The organism is Cupriavidus necator, assembly GCF_013141915.1.
Lineage (GTDB): Bacteria > Pseudomonadota > Gammaproteobacteria > Burkholderiales > Burkholderiaceae > Cupriavidus > Cupriavidus necator_B.
The window spans coordinates 125,515-143,024 of the sequence record NZ_SROX01000009.1 but is presented as its reverse complement, the minus strand read 5'-3'; the positions used below and the strand labels follow the sequence as shown (position 1 = coordinate 143,024).

Genomic DNA, 17,510 nt, shown 5'->3' with positions numbered 1-17,510 from the left:
AACCCCGCGGCTGGCGGGGACGTGATGCAGGCCGCCTGACTGACCCTGGGTCAGGCCGGCAGCCGCTGCAGCTGGCCCTGCAGCTTGGCCAGCGTCTGCTCGAAATCGGACAGGCGCTGCGTCTCTTGCGCCACCACCGCGGGCGGTGCCTTGGCGACAAAGCTCTCGTTCGACAGCTTGGCGCGGCACTTGCCGATTTCGCCACCGATGCGTTCGACCTCCTTCGACAGGCGCACGCGCTCGGCGGCGATATCGATCTCGATCTTCAGCAGCAGGTGGTTGCCCCCGGCAATGGCGACCGGCGCACCGGCGCCTTCCGCTTGCAGGGTGGCTTCATCTTCGAAGACGCGCACCTCTGAAAGTTTCGCCAGCGCCTGGATATGTGCGCTCGCCGCCTTCAGGAAGGCGCTGTCGCCCTGCGCGTACAGCGGGATGCGCTGCGCCGGCGAGATGTTCATTTCGCCGCGCAGGTTGCGGCAGGCGTCGATGACTTCCTTCAGGCGCGCGACCCATTGCTCCGCATTCTCGTCGATCTTGGCGACGGCGGGCAGCGGATACGGCTGCAATGCGATCGTTTCCGCACCATCGGCGCTGGCGCGGCCGGCCAGCGGGGCCACCTTCTGCCACAGTTCCTCGGTGATGAACGGGATGATCGGATGCGCCAGGCGCAGCACGGTCTCGAGCACGCGCAGCAGCGTGCGGCGGGTGGCGCGCTGCTGCGCCGGGGTGCCGTTCTGGATCTGCACCTTGGCCAGTTCCAGGTACCAGTCGCAATACTCGTCCCAGACGAACTTGTAGATGGCGTTGGCGATATTGTCGAAGCGGTACTCGGCAAAGCCCTTCTCGACGTCCGCCTCCACGCGCTGCAGCAGCGACACGATCCAGCGGTCGGCCTGCGAGAAATCGAGATAGCCGTCCGGGCCGCAGTCCTGGTTGCACGGGCCCATGCCGCAGTCATGGCCCTCGGTGTTCATCAGCACAAAGCGGGTGGCGTTCCACAGCTTGTTGCAGAAGTTGCGGTAGCCCTCGCAGCGGCCGGTATCGAAATTGATGTTGCGGCCGAGCGTAGCCAGCGACGCAAAGGTGAAGCGCAGCGCGTCGGCGCCGAAGGCCGGAATGCCGTCGGGGAACTCCTTCTTGGTCTTCTTCTCGATCTTGGGCGCGTCCTTGGGCCGGCGCAGCCCGGTGGTGCGCTTCTTCAGCAGCGTGTCGAGGTCGATGCCATCGATCAGGTCGACCGGGTCGAGCGTGTTGCCCTCGGACTTGCTCATCTTCTTGCCTTCCGAATCGCGCACCAGGCCGTGCACGTAGACGGTATGGAAGGGCACCTTGCCGGTGAAGTGCTTGGTCATCATGACCATGCGCGCCACCCAGAAGAAGATGATGTCGTAGCCGGTGACCAGCACCGACGACGGCAGGAAGTGCTTCAGCTCAGGCGTCTCCGCGGGCCAACCCAGCGACGAGAACGGCACCAGCGCCGACGAGAACCAGGTGTCGAGCACGTCTTCCTCGCGGCGCAGCGTGCCGGTGCTGCCGGCGGCGCGCGCCTTGGCGAGCGCTTCTTCTTCGGTGCGGCCGACGAAGCAATTGCCGGCATCGTCGTACCATGCCGGGATCTGGTGGCCCCACCACAGCTGGCGCGAGATGCACCAGTCCTGGATATTGCCCAGCCACTGGTTGTAGGTGCTGATCCAGTTCTCCGGTACCAGCTTGATCTCGCCGCCCTGCACGGCTTCGAGCGCCACCTCGGCGATCGAGCGGCCCGGGTAGAAGGTGCCTTCCGGCGCCGGCTTGCTCATGGCGACGAACCACTGGTCGGTCAGCATCGGCTCGATCGCGCTGCCGGTGCGCTCGCTGCGCGGGGTCATCAGCTTGTGCTTCTTGACGTCTTCCAGCAGGCCTTGCTTGTCGAGATCGTCGACGATGGCCTTGCGCGCGTCGAAGCGGTCCAGGCCGGCGTAGGCGGCGGGTGCGTCGGCGACGATCTTCGCGTCCAGCGTCAGGATCGACAGCTGCGGCAGGTTGTGGCGCAGGCCCACCGCATAGTCGTTGAAATCATGGCCCGGCGTCACCTTGACCACGCCGGTGCCGAACTCGCGGTCGACATACTCGTCGGCGATCACCGGGATCTGGCGGCCGGTCAGCGGCAGGTGCACCGACTTGCCGATCAGGTGCGCATAGCGCTCGTCTTCCGGATGCACCATCACCGCGACGTCGCCCAGCATGGTCTCGGGACGGGTGGTGGCCACGGTCAGGTGGGTCAGGCCGCCTTTGGCGTCAGCCTCGACCAGCGGATAGCGGATGTGCCACAGCGAGCCTTCTTCCTCGACGCTGTCGACTTCCAGGTCGGACACCGCGGTGCCCAGCACCGGATCCCAGTTGACCAGGCGCTTGCCGCGATAGATCAGCCCCTGTTCGTATAGCCGAACGAACACTTCGGTGACCGCCGTCGACATCTCCGGCGACATCGTGAAGTACTCGCGGCTCCAGTCGATCGACGCGCCCATGCGCCGCACCTGGCGGGTGATGGTCGAGCCCGACTCTTCCTTCCAGGCCCACACCTTCTCGGTAAACTTCTCGCGGCCCAGGTCATGGCGCGACACCCCTTGGCCCTCCAGCTGGCGCTCCACCACGATCTGCGTGGCGATGCCGGCGTGGTCGGTGCCCGGCACCCACAGCGTGTTGGCGCCGGTCATGCGCGCATGGCGCGCCAGGCCGTCCATGATGGTCTGGTTGAACGCATGGCCCATATGCAGCGTGCCGGTCACATTGGGCGGCGGCAGCTGGATCGCGAAGTCCGGACGGGCGGGATCGAAGGTGGGCTGGGCGATGCCGCGCTTCTCCCACTCGGGGCCCCACTTTGCCTCGATGGCGGCGGGTTCGAAGCTCTTGGCAAGCGATTGGTCTTGGGCGGTCATGCTGGGATGTCGAGGTTGGCGTCTAGATGCGTGGCAGGTGCGGTGCCCTGCGCCTGGCGGTCGCTGGCGGCCTGCGATGGCCGGCCTGGCGCCAGTGAAACGACAAATTATACGGGGGCGGGCCGCCTGTGCCTATTTCGTGGCCGGGCGGGCGCCCCCCGGCGGCGCGCGGCCGGGAGTTATGGAACAGGGCCCCCCGGTATAATTGCGGCGACTCCACTAGGCCCTTCCGATGTCCGACCTGCTCGCCAACCTGAACGCCGAACAACTAGCCGCCGTCACCCTGCCCGACGAACCGGCGCTGATCCTGGCGGGCGCGGGCAGCGGCAAGACCCGCGTGCTGACCACGCGCATCGCGTGGCTGATCCAGAACGGCCATGTCTCGCCGGCCGGCATCCTGGCGGTGACCTTTACCAACAAGGCCGCCAAGGAAATGCAGACACGGCTGGCGTCGATGCTGCCGATCAACACCCGCGGCATGTGGATCGGCACCTTCCACGGCCTGTGCAACCGCATGCTGCGCGCGCATTTCCGCGATGCGGGGCTGCCGCAGACCTTTGCCATCCTCGACAGCCAGGACCAGCTCTCGGCGCTCAAGCGGCTGCTCAAGTCGCTCAACGTCGACGACGAGAAGTACCCGGCCAAGAACCTGCAGTACTTCATCAACAACGCCAAGGAGCAGGGCCTGCGCCCGGCCGACGTCGAGGCCAACGACGACTTCAACAAGCGTTTCGTCGACCTCTACGCCGCCTACGACATGCAGTGCCAGCGCGAAGGCGTGGTCGACTTCGCCGAGCTGCTGCTGCGCTGCTACGAACTGCTGCGCTACAACGACGCCATCCGCCAGCACTACCAGCACCGCTTCCGCCATGTGCTGGTCGACGAGTTCCAGGACACCAACGTGCTGCAGTACCAGTGGCTCAAGCTGCTGGCCGGCCACGGCACGCAGAACCCGGCGGCGGTTTTCGCCGTGGGCGACGACGACCAGAGCATCTATGCGTTCCGCGGCGCCAACGTCGGCAACATGCGCGACTTCGAGCACGAGTTCCGCGTGCGCCGGATGATCAAGCTGGAGCAGAACTACCGCTCGCACGGGCATATCCTCGATTCGGCCAACCACCTGATCTCGCACAACGCGCGCCGCCTGGGCAAGAACCTGCGCACCGACGCCGGCCACGGCGAGCCGGTGCGCGTGTTCCAGGGCGGCACCGACGGCCAGGAAGCGGCCTGGATCATCGAAGAGATCCGCGACCAGATCGCGCAGGGCGCGAGCCGCGCCGAGATCGCCATCCTGTACCGCAGCAACGCGCAGTCGCGCGTGATCGAGCACGCGCTGTTTTCGGCCGGCATCCCGTATCGCGTCTATGGCGGCCTGCGCTTCTTCGAGCGCGCCGAAATCAAGCACGCGCTGGCCTACATGCAGCTGCTGGAGAACCCGCGCAACGACGCCGCCTTCGGCCGCGTGGTCAACTTCCCGGCGCGCGGCATCGGCGCGCGCTCGCTGGAAGTGCTGCAGGACATGGCGCGCCAGTACGACTGTGCCTTGTCCGAGGCGGTGGCTTACGTGCCCGGCGCGGCCGGCAGCAAGCTGGCGGCGTTCGCGCGGCTGATCGACGCGATGCGCGAGGAAACGCGCCGCCTGACGCTGCCCGAGACCGTCGAGTATGTGATCAACAACAGCGGCCTGATCACCTACTACCAAGGCGAGAAGGAAGGCCAGGACCGCATCGAGAACTTGCAGGAACTGGTGACCGCCGCGCAGGCCTTCGTGACGGAGGAGGGCTACGGGCTCGACGCGCTCGCCGCGGTGATTCCGGCCGACCGCACGCCCGCCGCGCCGGCGCTGGCCGCGGGCGACCAGGCCCAGCAACTGCTCGACCCCGAGGCGTTGCCGGTGGTGATGACGCCGCTGGTCGCGTTCCTGACCCACGCCTCGCTCGAGGCCGGCGACAACCAGGCCCAGGCCGGCCAGGACGCGGTGCAGATGATGACCGTGCACGCGGCCAAGGGGCTGGAGTTCGACGTGGTCTTCATCAGCGGGATGGAAGAAGGGCTGTTCCCGCACGAGAACAGCATGATGGACCCCGACGGGCTGGAGGAGGAACGCCGGCTGATGTACGTCGCCATTACGCGCGCGCGCAAGCGGCTCTACATGTCGTTCGCGCAAAGCCGCATGCTGCACGGCCAGACCCGCTACCACGTGCGTTCGCGCTTCTTCGAGGAACTGCCCGAGCCCTCGCTCAAGTGGCTGACGCCGCCGGCGCAGAGCTACGGCGGCGTGCGCCGCCAGGAACGCGACAACGCCTGGGGCCGCGACTGGTTCCGCAAGCCCGAGGACGTGCCCTATACCGGTACCAGGCCGACCGGCGGCATGGACAACGGCAACGGCTACGCCGATGCCAAACGCGAGGCCGGCACCGGCTTCCGCGTCGGCCAGTCGGTGTTCCACAACAAGTTCGGCGAAGGCGTGATCACGGCGCTGGAAGGCGAGGGCGCCGATGCCCGCGCCAATATCAACTTCAAGCGCCACGGCGCCAAGTGGCTGGCGCTGTCGGTGGCCAAGCTGGACGCGATCGACTGAGCGCGGTCCGGCTGCGCCGGCCGCCAGGAGGCGGCCAGGGCTGGCTCAGGACAACGCGTGCCGCACCTCGCCGGGTTTCGGGTCCGGGCTGTCCACCGTCAGCAGCGGATTGATGAACAGCGAGGCCAGCGCGCCAACCCCGAGCAGTGCCGCCGAGATCATGAACGGCAGGTCATAGCTGCCGGTCCGCTCGATCAGGTAGCCGAACACCACCGGCGAGACCATGCCGGCCAGCCCGAAGCCGGTGTTCATCATGCCGCCCGCGGTGCCGGCGTACTTGCCGGCGATGTCCAGCGGCAGGCTCCACAGCACGGCGTTGGTCAGCTCCAGGAAGAAGAACGACAGCGACAGCAGGATCACGGCGTTGACGGCATCGGCGGTGTAGGTCATCGGCACGATGAACATCAGCGATCCGGCCAGCCCGACGAACAGGATCGCGCCGCGCGCGAGGCGCAGGTTGCCGGTGCGGCGGTAGAGCCGGTCCGACAGCACGCCGCCGAGCGTGTCGCCGACCACGCCCGCCATCAGCGGCAACGCGGTGAACAGCGCCAGTTGCTTCAGGTCGAAGCCGCGCGCTTCCTTCAGGTACGAAGGCAGCCAGGTCAGGTAAACCCACAGCGACCAGCCATAGCAGAAGTCCACGAAGGTCACCAGCCACATGCGCCGGAACAGACGGCGCCAGGGCGTGGGCGCTTTCGCGGCCTGCTGGCAATCGCCGCGCCGGTAGCCGATCTCCTGCAATTCCGCCGCGCTGACGCGACGGTGCTGGTCAGGCGAGTCCTTGAACACGAAGGCGTACAGCAGGGTCCAGCCTAGGCTGACCGCGCCCAGCACGATAAAGGCCTCGCGCCAGCCGGCGGTGGCGACGATGGCCAGCACCACCGGCGGCGTGATCGCGCCGCCCAGCCGCGCGAAACTGTGGGTGATGCCCTGCGCAAAGCCGCGCTCCGCCACCGGCATCCAGTAGGTGAAGGCGCGCGTCGCGGTCGGGAACGCCCCGCCTTCGCCGATCCCCAGCGCGAAGCGCAACGCCACCAGCATCAGCACACTGCCGGCAAAGCCGGTCAGCACCGTGGCCACGCCCCAGATCAGCGACAGCACGATCAGCACCTTCTTGGGCCCGAACTTGTCCGACATCCAGCCGCCCAGGATCTGCATGGCGGCATAGGGGTAGGCAAAGGCCGAGAACACCAGCCCGAGTTGCGATGCGGTGAGCCCCATTTCCTCGCGGATCAGGGGCGCGGCGACCGAGATATTGACGCGGTCGATATAGGCGATGAAATACATCAGGCACATGACGCCGAGGATCATGTGCCGGGTCTTGATGCGTTGCTTCATACCACCTCCTGTGCGCGGCGAGCGCGCGTGGCGTCGACGGGGCGGCGGCCGGCGCATGGTCTGTCGCCATGCGCTTGCGGCGCGCCGGGGCGCGGCACCGGCCGCGCTGCCCCGTCCTTGAGCATCTGTCTGTCGAAGCGTGTCTCCAGGTGTCGTGAATGCGGGTCCGGCAGGCTCCTTGGCGATCGTTGTGGAAGAAGAGGGGAAGCGTCAGGCGCGGTCGAGCAGCTTGAGCCGCTGCACCTTGCCCGACGGCCCGCGCGGCAGCTCGGCGATAAAGCGGAACTCCTTCGGCGTCTTGTAGCGGCCCAGCTCGCGCAGGCAATGCGCGCGCAGCGCGGCGTCATCGCAGCGCGCCGCCTCGCGCATGACCACGTAGGCGACGATCTCCTGCCCGTAGGCGGGGTCGGGCACGCCGACCGCCGCGGCCTCGAGCACGGCCGGGTGGCGCAGCAGCGCCTCGTCGATCTCGCGCGGGGCAATGTTCTCCCCGCCCTTGATGATCAGTTCCTTGGCGCGCCCGGTGATGTAGAAATAGCCATCGGCGTCGCGGTAGCCAAGGTCCCCCGTGCGCAGCCAGCCGTCCGGCGTAAAGGCCTCGCGCGTGGCCTCCGGCGCCTTGTAGTAGCCAGCCATCACGTTCTCGCCCTGCAGCACGATCTCGCCGACCTGTCCGTCCGCCACCGGCTTGCCGTCGCGCCCGAGCACGCGGGCGCGCGTGCCCGAGGGCCGGCCGATGCTGCCGATGCGCCGCCGGCCCGGATCGAGCGGATTGCTGAACGCGGGGGCGGCGGTCTCGGTCATGCCCATGGTCTCGATCACGCCGATGCCGAAGCGCGCTTCGAAGGCGCGGTGATGCTCGGGCGGCAGCGCGGCCGAGGCCGAGCGGCAGAAGCGCACGCCGGCGGGCGCCTGGCCGTGCGGGTCGTTCAGCAGGTAGGCGATGATGGTCGGCACCACGTTCAGCCAGGTGCAGCCGTGGCGGGCGCTGTCCTGCCAGAACGCGCTGGCCGAGAAGCGCATCGGCATCACCACCGAGCCGCCGTGCACCAGCGGCGCGATCGCGGTCACGACCAGGCCATTGATGTGGTACAGCGGCAGCGTCGCCAGCACCCGGTCGGCCGGCCCCAGCGCATGCTCGCGGCTGACGTTGGCGCCATTGGCCACCAGGTTGCGCTGCGTCAGCAGCACGCCCTTGGGCGTGCCGGTGGTGCCGGACGTATACATCAGCAGCGCGGGCGCGTCCGGCCGCGGCGCGGGCCATGGCGGCGCTTCCTGCCGCACGGGCAGGGCCGGCACGCTGCTGGCGTCGGGCGTGGTGACGATCACCGGCACGTCCAGTCCGGCTTCGCGCAGCGCCGCGCGGATGGCCGCTTCGCCGTCCGGCCAGGTGAACACCAGCCGCGTATCCGCATGCGCGACGATGTAGCGCAGCTGCGCCGGCTGGCACAGCAGGTTGATCGGATTGACCACCAGCCCGCAGGCCATGGTGCCGAGCAGCAGGCGCGCGGTCTGCTCGCCGTTGGGCAGGTACACCGAGACCGTCTGCCCGCTGCCCAGCCCGGCGGCCGCATAGCGGCGCGCCAGCATGCCGGCATCGGCCGCCAGTGCGCCGAAGGTCAGCACCTTGCCGCTGTCCGGGGACAGCAGGTAGGGCTTGTCGGGCCACTGCGCCGCGCGCATGGCCACCAGCGCGGCGAGGGTGTCGAACACCTGGGGTTCCGCGCGCGCGTTCATCGGCCGACCCTCGCGAAGTAGTCGCCCAGCAGGTCCGCTTCGTCGGGCACGTGTTCGGCGATGGGCATGGCGATGCGGGTGAGGTTGAGGTACTGGCGCCAGCCGAGGTTGTCCGAGAAGTTGTTGCCGCCCCAGGTGCCGCAACCCATCGACAGCGAGAACGGCAGGCCGTTGTCGAAATTGCCGCCGGTGGCGAAACAGTGCGCCTGGTTCACGATCACTCGCGCCACCGGCAGTTGCTGCCCCAGTTGCAGCGCCTGGCGCGGGTCGGACGAATGCAGGCCGACTGAATGCCCGGCGCCCATATAGGCGTACAGGCCCGCTACCCGCTCGAGCGCCGCCGCGAAGTCGGCGGCGCGGTACAGCGTCAGCACCGGCGAGAGCTTTTCGCCGGAGAAGGGGAAGTCGCTGCCGACGCCGGTTTCTTCCACCAGCAGCATGGCGGGCCGCAGCGCGCGCACGCGCTCCAGCCCGGCAAGTTCGGCAATGCGCGTCGCGCTCTGCCCGGTGAAGGTGCCGGCGAGCTTGCCGTCGTGCCACATCAGCGCCTGCAGGCGCGCCTTCTCCGCAGCCGTGAGCAGCACGCCTCCGACCGACGCCAGCGCGTCGAGCATGGGCAGGTAGACGGCGTCGAGCACGACCAGGCTGTTTTCGGACGAGCAACTGGTGGCGTTGTCGAAGGTCTTGGAGCGCGCGACCTTGGCCGCCGCGTCAGCCAGCGCGGCGCTGGCGTCGATGATCGAGGCCACGTTGCCTGCGCCCACGCCAAAGGCCGGCGTGCCGCAGGTATAGGCCATGCGGACATTGGCTTGCGAGCCGGTCGCGACGACCAGGTCGGCCTGCTGCATCAGTGCTGCCGTCGCGGCCTTCGAGACCGGCGCGGGCAGCATCTGCACCAGGTCCGCCGGCAGGCCGGCGCGGGCCAGCTCGGCGTGGATGAACGACAGCAGCAGCGCGCACGTGTCCTGTCCCTTCGGCGACGGCGCCACGACCACGCTGTTGCCGCACTTGAGCGCGTTGATGATCTTGTTGGCCGGCGTCGCCGCCGGATTGGTCGACGGCGTAATCGCCGCCACCACGCCCACCGGCCGCGCGATCTCGGTGATGCCGGTTGCCGCGTCGTGCGCGATCACACCCACGGTCTTGCGGCCGTGCAGGTCGCGCAGCAGCCCGAGCGTCTTGCGGTGGTTCTTGCGGATCTTGTCGTCGACATTGCCCAGGCCGGTGTCGGCGACGGCACGCTCGGCCAGCTGGCGGTTGCGCGCGGGCTCCATGATGGCCCACGCCGCGGCGGCGACGGCGATGTCGACGGTGGCCTGGTCGGCGCGCGCGAAGTCGCGTTGCGCCTGCCTGGCCCGGGCCACGACTGCGGCCACGGCTTCGCTTGCGCAAGGGCTGGCTGCCTGCGTCGGCAGCGACGGCGCCGCTAGGGACAAATCGGAATTGTTGGACTGCCGGCGATGCAGTAATTGCACACTCATGGATTCGACTCCGCGGTTTGAACGGTGCGGGCCGCCGCGCTTTGCCGTGCAGTTCGCGGCACCGGCCGGCGGCCCTGGATCGAATCTAGTGAAGCGCGGCAGGCGCTCCGTCCCAATTTGTGCGCTTTCGCGAGCGCACCGTGCGGGTGCGAATCAGAATTCAGTTTTCGGGACGCCCAGGCGTCCCGGAATCCCTTAAATTTGATCCATGAGCAATCACTCGAATGCCGCCGCAGTGCGCGCCTTCCGCATCCTCGAGATCCTGTCGGCGGCCGACGGGCCCTTGTCGCTGGCGGCCATCGTGCAGGCGATCGAACTGCCGAAGCAGACGGTCCACCGCATCCTCAAGCAGCTGGAAAGCACCTGGCTGGTGTCGCGCACCGCGGGCAACCGCCACTACGAGTGTTCTTCGCGCGTGCGGCAACTGGCGGTCAATGTGCTGATGCAGGCGGGGCCGGCGGCGGCGCGGCATGCGATCCTGCAGCAACTGGTCGACAAGATCGGGGAGACCTGCAACCTGACCATGCTGTCGGGGGATGACGTGGTCTACCTGGACCGGGTAGAGACGCAATGGCCGCTGCGCATGCATTTGCAGCCGGGCTCGCGGGTGCCGCTGCATTGCACCGCCAGCGGCAAGCTGCTGCTGGCATTCCTGCCGAGCGCGCAGCGCCTGCGCCTGGTCGCCACCCTGCCGCTGCGCGCGCACTCGGCACGCACCATCACCAATGCCGAGGCACTGCATGCGGAGTTGGCCGAGACGCGGCGGCGGCGCCTGGGCGTCAACAATCAGGAAAACCTTGAGGGGATGATCGCGGTCGCGGTACCGGTCATGCGCAACCGGCACCGCGCCTGCGCGGCGATTGCCGTGCAGGTGCCCATGGCACGCATGACGATGGACCAGCTGATGGCGTTCGTGCCGGACCTGCGCCTGGCCGCGGCGGAAATGGTGAAGACGTTCTGCGAATAACCGTGAGGGCGGTCTGCTCCCTCTCCCGCAAGCGGGGCAGGGAGCAAACAATCGGCATTCGGGAGGCTCTCAGGTGCCAGCGCCTGGCGCCATCGGCGCGGCCGGCTCGACTCCCGGCGGCGTCACGTTGAAGCAGCCGCGGTAGGTGGCATAGAACGAGCAGTACAGGATCGCCAGCATCAGCAGCGAATACGGCGTCACCAGAAAGGACAGCACGGTCTCGGCGCCGAACGCGCTGAACACCGCCTCCAGGAAGAACGGAATCGCCACCAGCAGCATCGCAAACAGCACCGCATAGGTGAAGAACGCGCCGCGGTTGCGCCAGCACGCGGTCCAGCTGAAGAACAGCGCCTTGACCGGCGGCACGCCGTGCCACGCCGCCAGCAACGGTGCGAACCAGAACATCATCGCGATCGGCGTGTACAGCAGCGCGCCGATCAGCATGGCGTAGTACAGCTGGCGCACCGCCTCGGCGGTCGGCGCCTCTTCTTTCAGCACGATCGGCACCAGCGCGCTCATGTCGACCACCGCGCCGGCGATCAGGCCCAGCACGAATACCAGCCCGGCGTAAATGCCGCCCAGCACCAGCAGGTTGCGCGTGGCTTCCTTGCCGTTGGCGCGAAAGCCTGCCAGCAGCACGGTGGGCAGCACCCGCTTGTTCTGGATCACGTCGCGGCACGCGGTCATCACGCCGACCGACAGGCCCGGGGTGACCACCAGCAGCGCGATGATGCCGATCAGCGGCACCACGATGGCCAACTGCGCGGCGATCAGGTAGACGAACAGCAGCATCAGGAAGGTCAGCGGGTTCTTGCGAAACAGCCAGATGCCCTGGCGGAACCAGGTGTAGCCTTCCTTGGCGGGGACTTCCAGTAGTTGCATACGGGTCAGATCCAGGGGAGCGGGGCGCTCGCGGGGTTCGCGGGGTGGGCGTCCAGGCGCCGGCGCAGGATGCGTTCGAAATGGGTCGGATCGTGCGGCTGCAGCATGTCGGCCTCGCGCGGCAGGTAGAAGTCCCACAGTCGCGACACCCAGAAGCGCAGCGCGCCCGCGCGCAGCATGTCCTGCCAGTGCGCGGCCTCGGTCCCGGTCAGCGGCCTGACCGCATGATAAGCCCGCAGCAGCGCCTGCGCGCGCGCGGGGTCGAGTTCGCCGCTGGCCAGGTCGATGCACCAGTCGTTGACAGTGACCGCCACGTCGAACAGCCACTTGTCGTGGCCGGCAAAGTAGAAATCGAAAAAGCCGCCCAGCCGGTGGCGCCCGCTGCCGTCTTCCTCGAACAGCGCGTTGTCGCGGAACAGGTCGCAGTGGCACGGGCCTTCGCCCAGGCTGGCGTACGCCGGGCTGGCAAAGAACGCTGCCTGGTGCGCGATTTCCCGTTGCAGCAGCGCGCGTTGGCCGGCATCGAGGAACGGCAGGATCTCGCGCTCGGTCTGCTGCCACCAGGGCAGGCTGCGCAGGTTGGGCTGGCGGCGCGGGTAATCGACGCCCGCCAGGTGCATGCGCGCCAGCATGTCGCCGACCTCGGCGCAGTGCTGCGCGTCGGGCGCCAGCTGCGACGCGCCGGGCAGGCGCGTGACGATGGTGGCGGGCTTGCCCTTGAGCGGGCGCAGGATCTCGCCGTCGCGCGCCGGGATCGGCGCGGGCACGCGGATGCCGCGCCCGGCCAGGTGCGCCATCAGGTGCAGGTAATAGGGCAGCTGCGCGAACGAGAGCCGCTCGAAGATGGTCAGCACGTACTGGCGCGTCTGGCCCTTGTGCTCCATGGTGAGGAAGAAATTGCTGTTCTCGATGCCCGAGGCGATGCCGCGCAGTTCGCGCACTTCGCCAAGGTCGAAATCCAGCAGCCAGCGGGCGATCTCGTCCTGCGAGACCGTGGTGAATACGGCCATACTCGTTGTGTGAAGCGAATCGGAAAGCGGCGGGGGCCGGTTTCGGACAAAGTCCGGGCCGCCGCCGCGGCATGACTGCCGGAGGGCCGGCGCGGCCTGGCGCTCATGCCAGGCCGTGGGCAAGCGGGCTCAGAACTTCAGGTTGACCGAAGGCACGCGGTTGACGTCGTGCTCGCGGATCTTGGGCGAGCTGTCTTCCGGCTTGCTCATCTCGTACCTGGTGCCGAAGCCGGACCGGACCTGGATATCTGTGGCCCGGCCCTTGTCGCGGTACTCGCGCACCTGGGTGCCATCGCGTTCATTGAGCTGGAAGCTCGGTTCGCGCGGCTGGTTCAGTTGCGACTTGGCGGCCGGGGCGATCGGCCGGTTATTGATCTGGTTCAGCTCCTGCTGGGTCAGCGCGCTGCTTTCCTGCGCAAGCGCCCAGCCGGATGCCAGCGCCAGCGCCGCCGCCACGGCAAGGCCGGACACTGAGCGCCTGGCAGGCAGTTCAGGCTCGCCGGCCACGGCGGCTGACCGCGTGGACCGGACCGGGCGGACGGAAGAGGGGGAGGTCATCAGGTGCTCCTGTGCGGGCTGCGGCATGACAGGCGCGCAGCGCCGCGGCGTGCGGCGGTTGGACTGCAACCCGGCGGCGCCGGGCTTGGCAGACGGACAGGTTCCATTCTAGCAATTCCTGCCCTGCGCAGGCCGCCGCCGTGCACCGCGGGGCACCCGCGCCCCGGTGCCGGGTGGCGCATGCGTTGCCGCGGCGCCCCGGCGGCCCTTAAAGGTAGAACATCTCTTCCTTTGGCGGAATCGGCTTGTCGCCGCCGCGCTGCTCGTAGTAGTCGTAGACCGCTTCCAGCACTTCGTGGGGCTCGTCGACGATCTTCATCAGGTCCAGGTCGTGCTCGGCGATCAGGCCCATCGGCAGCAGCGTGAAGCGGAACCAGTCCAGCAGGCCCTTCCAGAAGCGGCTGCCGAACATGATCACCGGCACCGAGCGCGACTTGCCGGTCTGCACCAGTGTCAGCACCTCGGCCAGTTCGTCGAGCGTGCCGAAGCCGCCCGGCATCACGATAAAGGCGTCGGAATTCTTGACGAAGGTGACCTTGCGCGTGAAGAAGTGGCGAAAGCGCATGGCAATGTCCTGGTACGGATTGCCCTGCTGCTCGTGCGGCAGTTCGATGTTAAGGCCGACGCTGGCCGACTTGCCGGCATGCGCGCCCTTGTTGGCCGCTTCCATGATGCCGGGGCCGCCGCCGGAGATCACGGCAAAGCCCGCATCCGAGAACAGCCGGGCGATCTCGATGGTGCGCTGGTAGTACGGCGAATCCTCGCGCAGGCGCGCGCTGCCGTAGATCGACACCGCCGGTCGGATCTCGGACAGGTACTCGGTGGCCTCGATGAACTCTGCCATAATCGTGAACATTTGCCACGAGGCGCGCGCCTTCTTAGCGGTAGCGCGGTCTTCGTCGGCCAGCGCACGCAGGCTGGGGATCATCTTGCGCGGGTTGGCGCGCGCCGCCGCCGCCGCAGCCTTTTCAGCAGCAACTTCTGGCGGATTGCCCGCGGCGGCGGCGTCGGCCGCGGCGGCGATCGCCGCGGCGTGCTCGGCGGCAGCCTCCGGCGGGGGTTGTACGGTATCGCCGGAGATATCAGAAACATCCGGGTCAGCAAGGGGGGCGGTCGAGGCACCGCCTGCAGCGGCACCAGTCAATTTTGAGTCCATGGGAATGTCGGATAGTCCAAAAACACTCTTGCTCGTCGATGGATCGAGCTATCTGTATCGCGCTTATCACGCTTTGCCGGACCTGAGGAATGGGGAGGGTCTGCCCACAGGGGCAATCTACGGCATGATCAACATGCTGCGCAAGTTGCGCAACGACTACCCGGCAGAGTATAGCGCGTGCGTATTCGACGCCAAGGGCAAGACCTTCCGCGACGACCTGTATCCGGCCTACAAGGAGCACCGGCCGTCGATGCCCGAGGACCTGGCGCGCCAGATCGAGCCGATCCACGAGGCCGTGCGCGCGCTGGGCTGGCCGATCGTGGTGGTCGACGGCGTCGAAGCCGACGACGTGATCGGCACCTTGTCGCGCCAGGCCATGGCGCAGGGCGTGCGCACGGTGGTGTCCACCGGCGACAAGGACCTGGCGCAGCTGGTCAACGAACACGTCACGCTGGTCAATACCATGAGCGGCGAGGTGCTCGATCCGCCCGGCGTGGTGACCAAGTTCGGCGTGCCGCCCGAGCGCATCATCGACTATCTGTCGCTGATCGGCGATGCCGTGGACAACGTGCCGGGCGTGCCCAAGGTCGGCCCCAAAACCGCCGTCAAATGGCTGGCCGAGCATGGCTCGCTTGACGGCGTGATGGCGGCTGCGCCAGGCATCAAGGGCGTGGTTGGCGAGAACCTGCGCAACACGCTGGAATGGCTGCCGATGGCGCGCCGGCTGGTAACGGTCAAGACCGACTGCGACCTGAGCAAGTCGGTCGCCGATTTCCACGCGCTGCGCGAGACCGGCGAGGACAAGGACCAGCTGGTGGCGTTCTTCCAGCGCTATGGCTTCAAGACGTGGCTGCGCGAGGCCACCGGCGAAAGCCTGCCCGATGCGCGCGCCCAGGCCCGTGCCCGCGCCGCGGCCAGCGCGCCCGCGCAGGGCGGCCTGTTCGATGCGCCCGCCGCCGCGCCTGCCACCGCGCCTGACACCGGTGCGGCGCCCGAGGACGTGGCGCCCACCGAAATTCGCTACGAGACCGTCACCACCGAGGGCATGCTGGAAGACTGGCTGCGGCGTATCGAAGCCGCGCCGCTGGTGGCGATCGACACCGAGACCACCTCGCTGGATCCGATGCAGGCGCAACTGGTCGGCATCTCGCTGTCGGCGGCGCCGGGCGAGGCCTGCTACATCCCGGTGGCGCACCGCGGCCCCGACGTGGCCGGCCTGCCCGACCACGGCCAGCTGTCGCGCGAGTTCGTGCTGGAACGGATGCGCGCCTGGCTGGAAGATGCCAGCCGCGCCAAGCTCGGCCAGAACCTGAAGTACGACGTCCATGTGTTTGCCAACCACGGCGTCCAGCTGCGCGGCGTGGCGCATGACACCATGCTGCAGAGCTACGTACTGGCCTCGCACCGCAACCATGGCATGGATAGCCTGGCCGAGCGCCTGCTGAGCCTGAAGACCATCACCTATGAGGAAGTGTGCGGCAAGGGTGCCAGCCAGATCGGCTTTGACCAGATCGACCTGGCCCGCGCCACCGAGTACGCCGCCGAGGATGCCGACGTAACGCTGCGCCTGCATCGCAAGATGTTTGCGCAGGTGGAAGCCGCGGCGGGGCTGCGCCGCGTCTATGAAGAGATCGAGATGCCGGTCTCGGTGGTGCTGCAGAAAGTCGAGCGCAACGGCGTGCTGATCGACGCCGAGCGCCTGGCCGCGCAGAGCGCCGAGCTGGGCCAGCGCATGCTGGCGCTGGAGCAGTCCGCCTACGAGGCCGCGGGGCAGCCCTTCAACCTGGGCTCGCCCAAGCAGATCGGCGAGATCCTGTTCAACCAGATGAAGCTGCCGGTGGTGAAGAAGACTGCCAGCGGCGCGCCCTCGACCGACGAGGAGGTGCTGCAGAAGCTGGCCGAGGACTACCCGCTGCCCAAGCTGCTGCTGGACTATCGCGGCCTGTCCAAGCTCAAGTCCACCTACACCGACAAGCTGCCGAAGATGGTCAATTCGCGCACCGGCCGCGTGCACACCAGCTACGGCCAGGCCACCGCGGTGACCGGGCGGCTGGCGTCGACCGAGCCCAACCTGCAGAACATCCCGGTGCGCACCGAGGAAGGCCGGCGCATCCGCGAGGCCTTTATCGCCGAGCCCGGCAGCGTGATCGTCTCGGCCGACTATTCGCAGATCGAGCTGCGCATCATGGCCCATATCTCGGGCGACGAGAACCTGCTGCGCGCCTTCGCCAACGGCGAGGACATCCACCGCGCCACCGCCGCGGAGATCTTCGGCGTCGAGCGTGACGCCGTCAGCAGCGAGCAGCGCCGCTATGCCAAGGTGATCAACTTCGGCCTGATCTACGGCATGAGCGCGTTCGGGCTGGCCAGCAACCTGGGCATCGAGCGCGACGCCGCCAGGCACTACATCGACCGCTACTTCATGCGCTACCCGGGCGTGGCCCATTACATGGAAGAGACCCGGCAGACCGCGCGCGAGCAGGGCTATGTCGAGACCGTGTTCGGCCGGCGGCTATGGTTGCCCGATATCAACGGTGGCAGCGGCCCGCGCCGCCAGGCCGCCGAGCGCGCCGCCATCAACGCGCCGATGCAGGGCACCGCGGCCGACCTGATCAAGCTGTCGATGATCGCGGTGCAGGACTGGCTGGAGCGCGATGCCCTGCAGACCCGCCAGATCATGCAGGTGCACGATGAACTGGTGCTGGAAGTGCCCGAGCATGAGCTGGACCTGGTCAAGGCGCGCCTGCCGGAGCTGATGTGCACGGTGGCGCAGCTGCGCGTGCCGCTGGTGGCCGAAGTCGGCAGCGGCGCGAACTGGGAAGAGGCTCACTGAAGCCTTGACATGACGAGCCGGCGCGTCCGGCTCGTTGCCCCCTGCGTGG

General features: G+C 68.1%; 11 protein-coding genes. 3 read left to right on the top strand and 8 right to left on the bottom strand.

Going from position 1 to position 17,510, the window contains the following annotated elements:
• Nucleotides 1-50: 50 nt before the first annotated feature.
• Nucleotides 51-2,918: a valine--tRNA ligase gene (locus tag E5S69_RS18105; protein ID WP_171516023.1), complete on the bottom strand. Its 2,868-nt coding sequence runs from the start codon at nucleotides 2,916-2,918 to the stop codon at nucleotides 51-53.
• A gap of 232 nt (nucleotides 2,919-3,150) precedes the next feature.
• Between E5S69_RS18105 and E5S69_RS18100 the strand changes: the two genes are divergently transcribed.
• A complete protein-coding gene (locus tag E5S69_RS18100; RefSeq protein WP_171516022.1) occupies nucleotides 3,151-5,499 on the top strand; it encodes a UvrD-helicase domain-containing protein in 2,349 nt (782 codons plus the stop codon).
• A gap of 45 nt (nucleotides 5,500-5,544) precedes the next feature.
• Here E5S69_RS18100 and E5S69_RS18095 read toward each other — a convergent pair whose 3' ends face one another.
• The 3 genes from E5S69_RS18095 to sauS all read right to left on the bottom strand — a co-directional run bounded on the left by E5S69_RS18095 (nucleotide 5,545) and on the right by sauS (nucleotide 10,055).
• Entirely contained in the window at nucleotides 5,545-6,837 is a 1,293-nt protein-coding gene (locus E5S69_RS18095) for an MFS transporter (protein WP_171516021.1), read from the bottom strand.
• A gap of 210 nt (nucleotides 6,838-7,047) precedes the next feature.
• Nucleotides 7,048-8,574, bottom strand: a complete 1,527-nt coding sequence (locus E5S69_RS18090) for an acyl--CoA ligase (RefSeq protein WP_171516020.1) — start codon at nucleotides 8,572-8,574, stop codon at nucleotides 7,048-7,050.
• Nucleotides 8,571-10,055 (bottom strand): acylating sulfoacetaldehyde dehydrogenase, encoded by a 1,485-nt coding sequence (gene sauS / locus E5S69_RS18085; protein WP_171516019.1) that lies wholly within the window; start codon nucleotides 10,053-10,055, stop codon nucleotides 8,571-8,573. Before sauS ends, E5S69_RS18090 begins: the two co-directional genes overlap by 4 nt.
• 208 nt (nucleotides 10,056-10,263) lie before the next feature.
• Here sauS and E5S69_RS18080 point away from each other — a divergent pair, with 208 nt between their 5' ends.
• Nucleotides 10,264-11,022: an IclR family transcriptional regulator gene (locus tag E5S69_RS18080; protein WP_171516018.1), complete on the top strand. Its 759-nt coding sequence runs from the start codon at nucleotides 10,264-10,266 to the stop codon at nucleotides 11,020-11,022.
• Nucleotides 11,023-11,091: 69 nt separating this feature from the next.
• Here E5S69_RS18080 and E5S69_RS18075 read toward each other — a convergent pair whose 3' ends face one another.
• The 4 genes from E5S69_RS18075 to E5S69_RS18060 all read right to left on the bottom strand — a co-directional run bounded on the left by E5S69_RS18075 (nucleotide 11,092) and on the right by E5S69_RS18060 (nucleotide 14,628).
• Nucleotides 11,092-11,904, bottom strand: a complete 813-nt coding sequence (locus E5S69_RS18075; protein ID WP_171516017.1) for a BPSS1780 family membrane protein — start codon at nucleotides 11,902-11,904, stop codon at nucleotides 11,092-11,094.
• Between the two features lie 5 nt (nucleotides 11,905-11,909).
• A complete protein-coding gene (locus E5S69_RS18070; protein ID WP_171516016.1) occupies nucleotides 11,910-12,914 on the bottom strand; it encodes a homoserine kinase in 1,005 nt (334 codons plus the stop codon).
• Nucleotides 12,915-13,043: 129 nt separating this feature from the next.
• Nucleotides 13,044-13,472: a hypothetical protein gene (locus E5S69_RS18065; RefSeq protein WP_171516015.1), complete on the bottom strand. Its 429-nt coding sequence runs from the start codon at nucleotides 13,470-13,472 to the stop codon at nucleotides 13,044-13,046.
• Nucleotides 13,473-13,680: 208 nt separating this feature from the next.
• Entirely contained in the window at nucleotides 13,681-14,628 is a 948-nt protein-coding gene (locus tag E5S69_RS18060) for a TIGR00730 family Rossman fold protein (protein WP_236901376.1), read from the bottom strand.
• A 4-nt stretch (nucleotides 14,629-14,632) separates the two neighbouring features.
• Here E5S69_RS18060 and polA point away from each other — a divergent pair, with 4 nt between their 5' ends.
• Nucleotides 14,633-17,461: a DNA polymerase I gene (gene polA, locus E5S69_RS18055; protein WP_171516014.1), complete on the top strand. Its 2,829-nt coding sequence runs from the start codon at nucleotides 14,633-14,635 to the stop codon at nucleotides 17,459-17,461.
• Nucleotides 17,462-17,510: the final 49 nt, after the last annotated feature.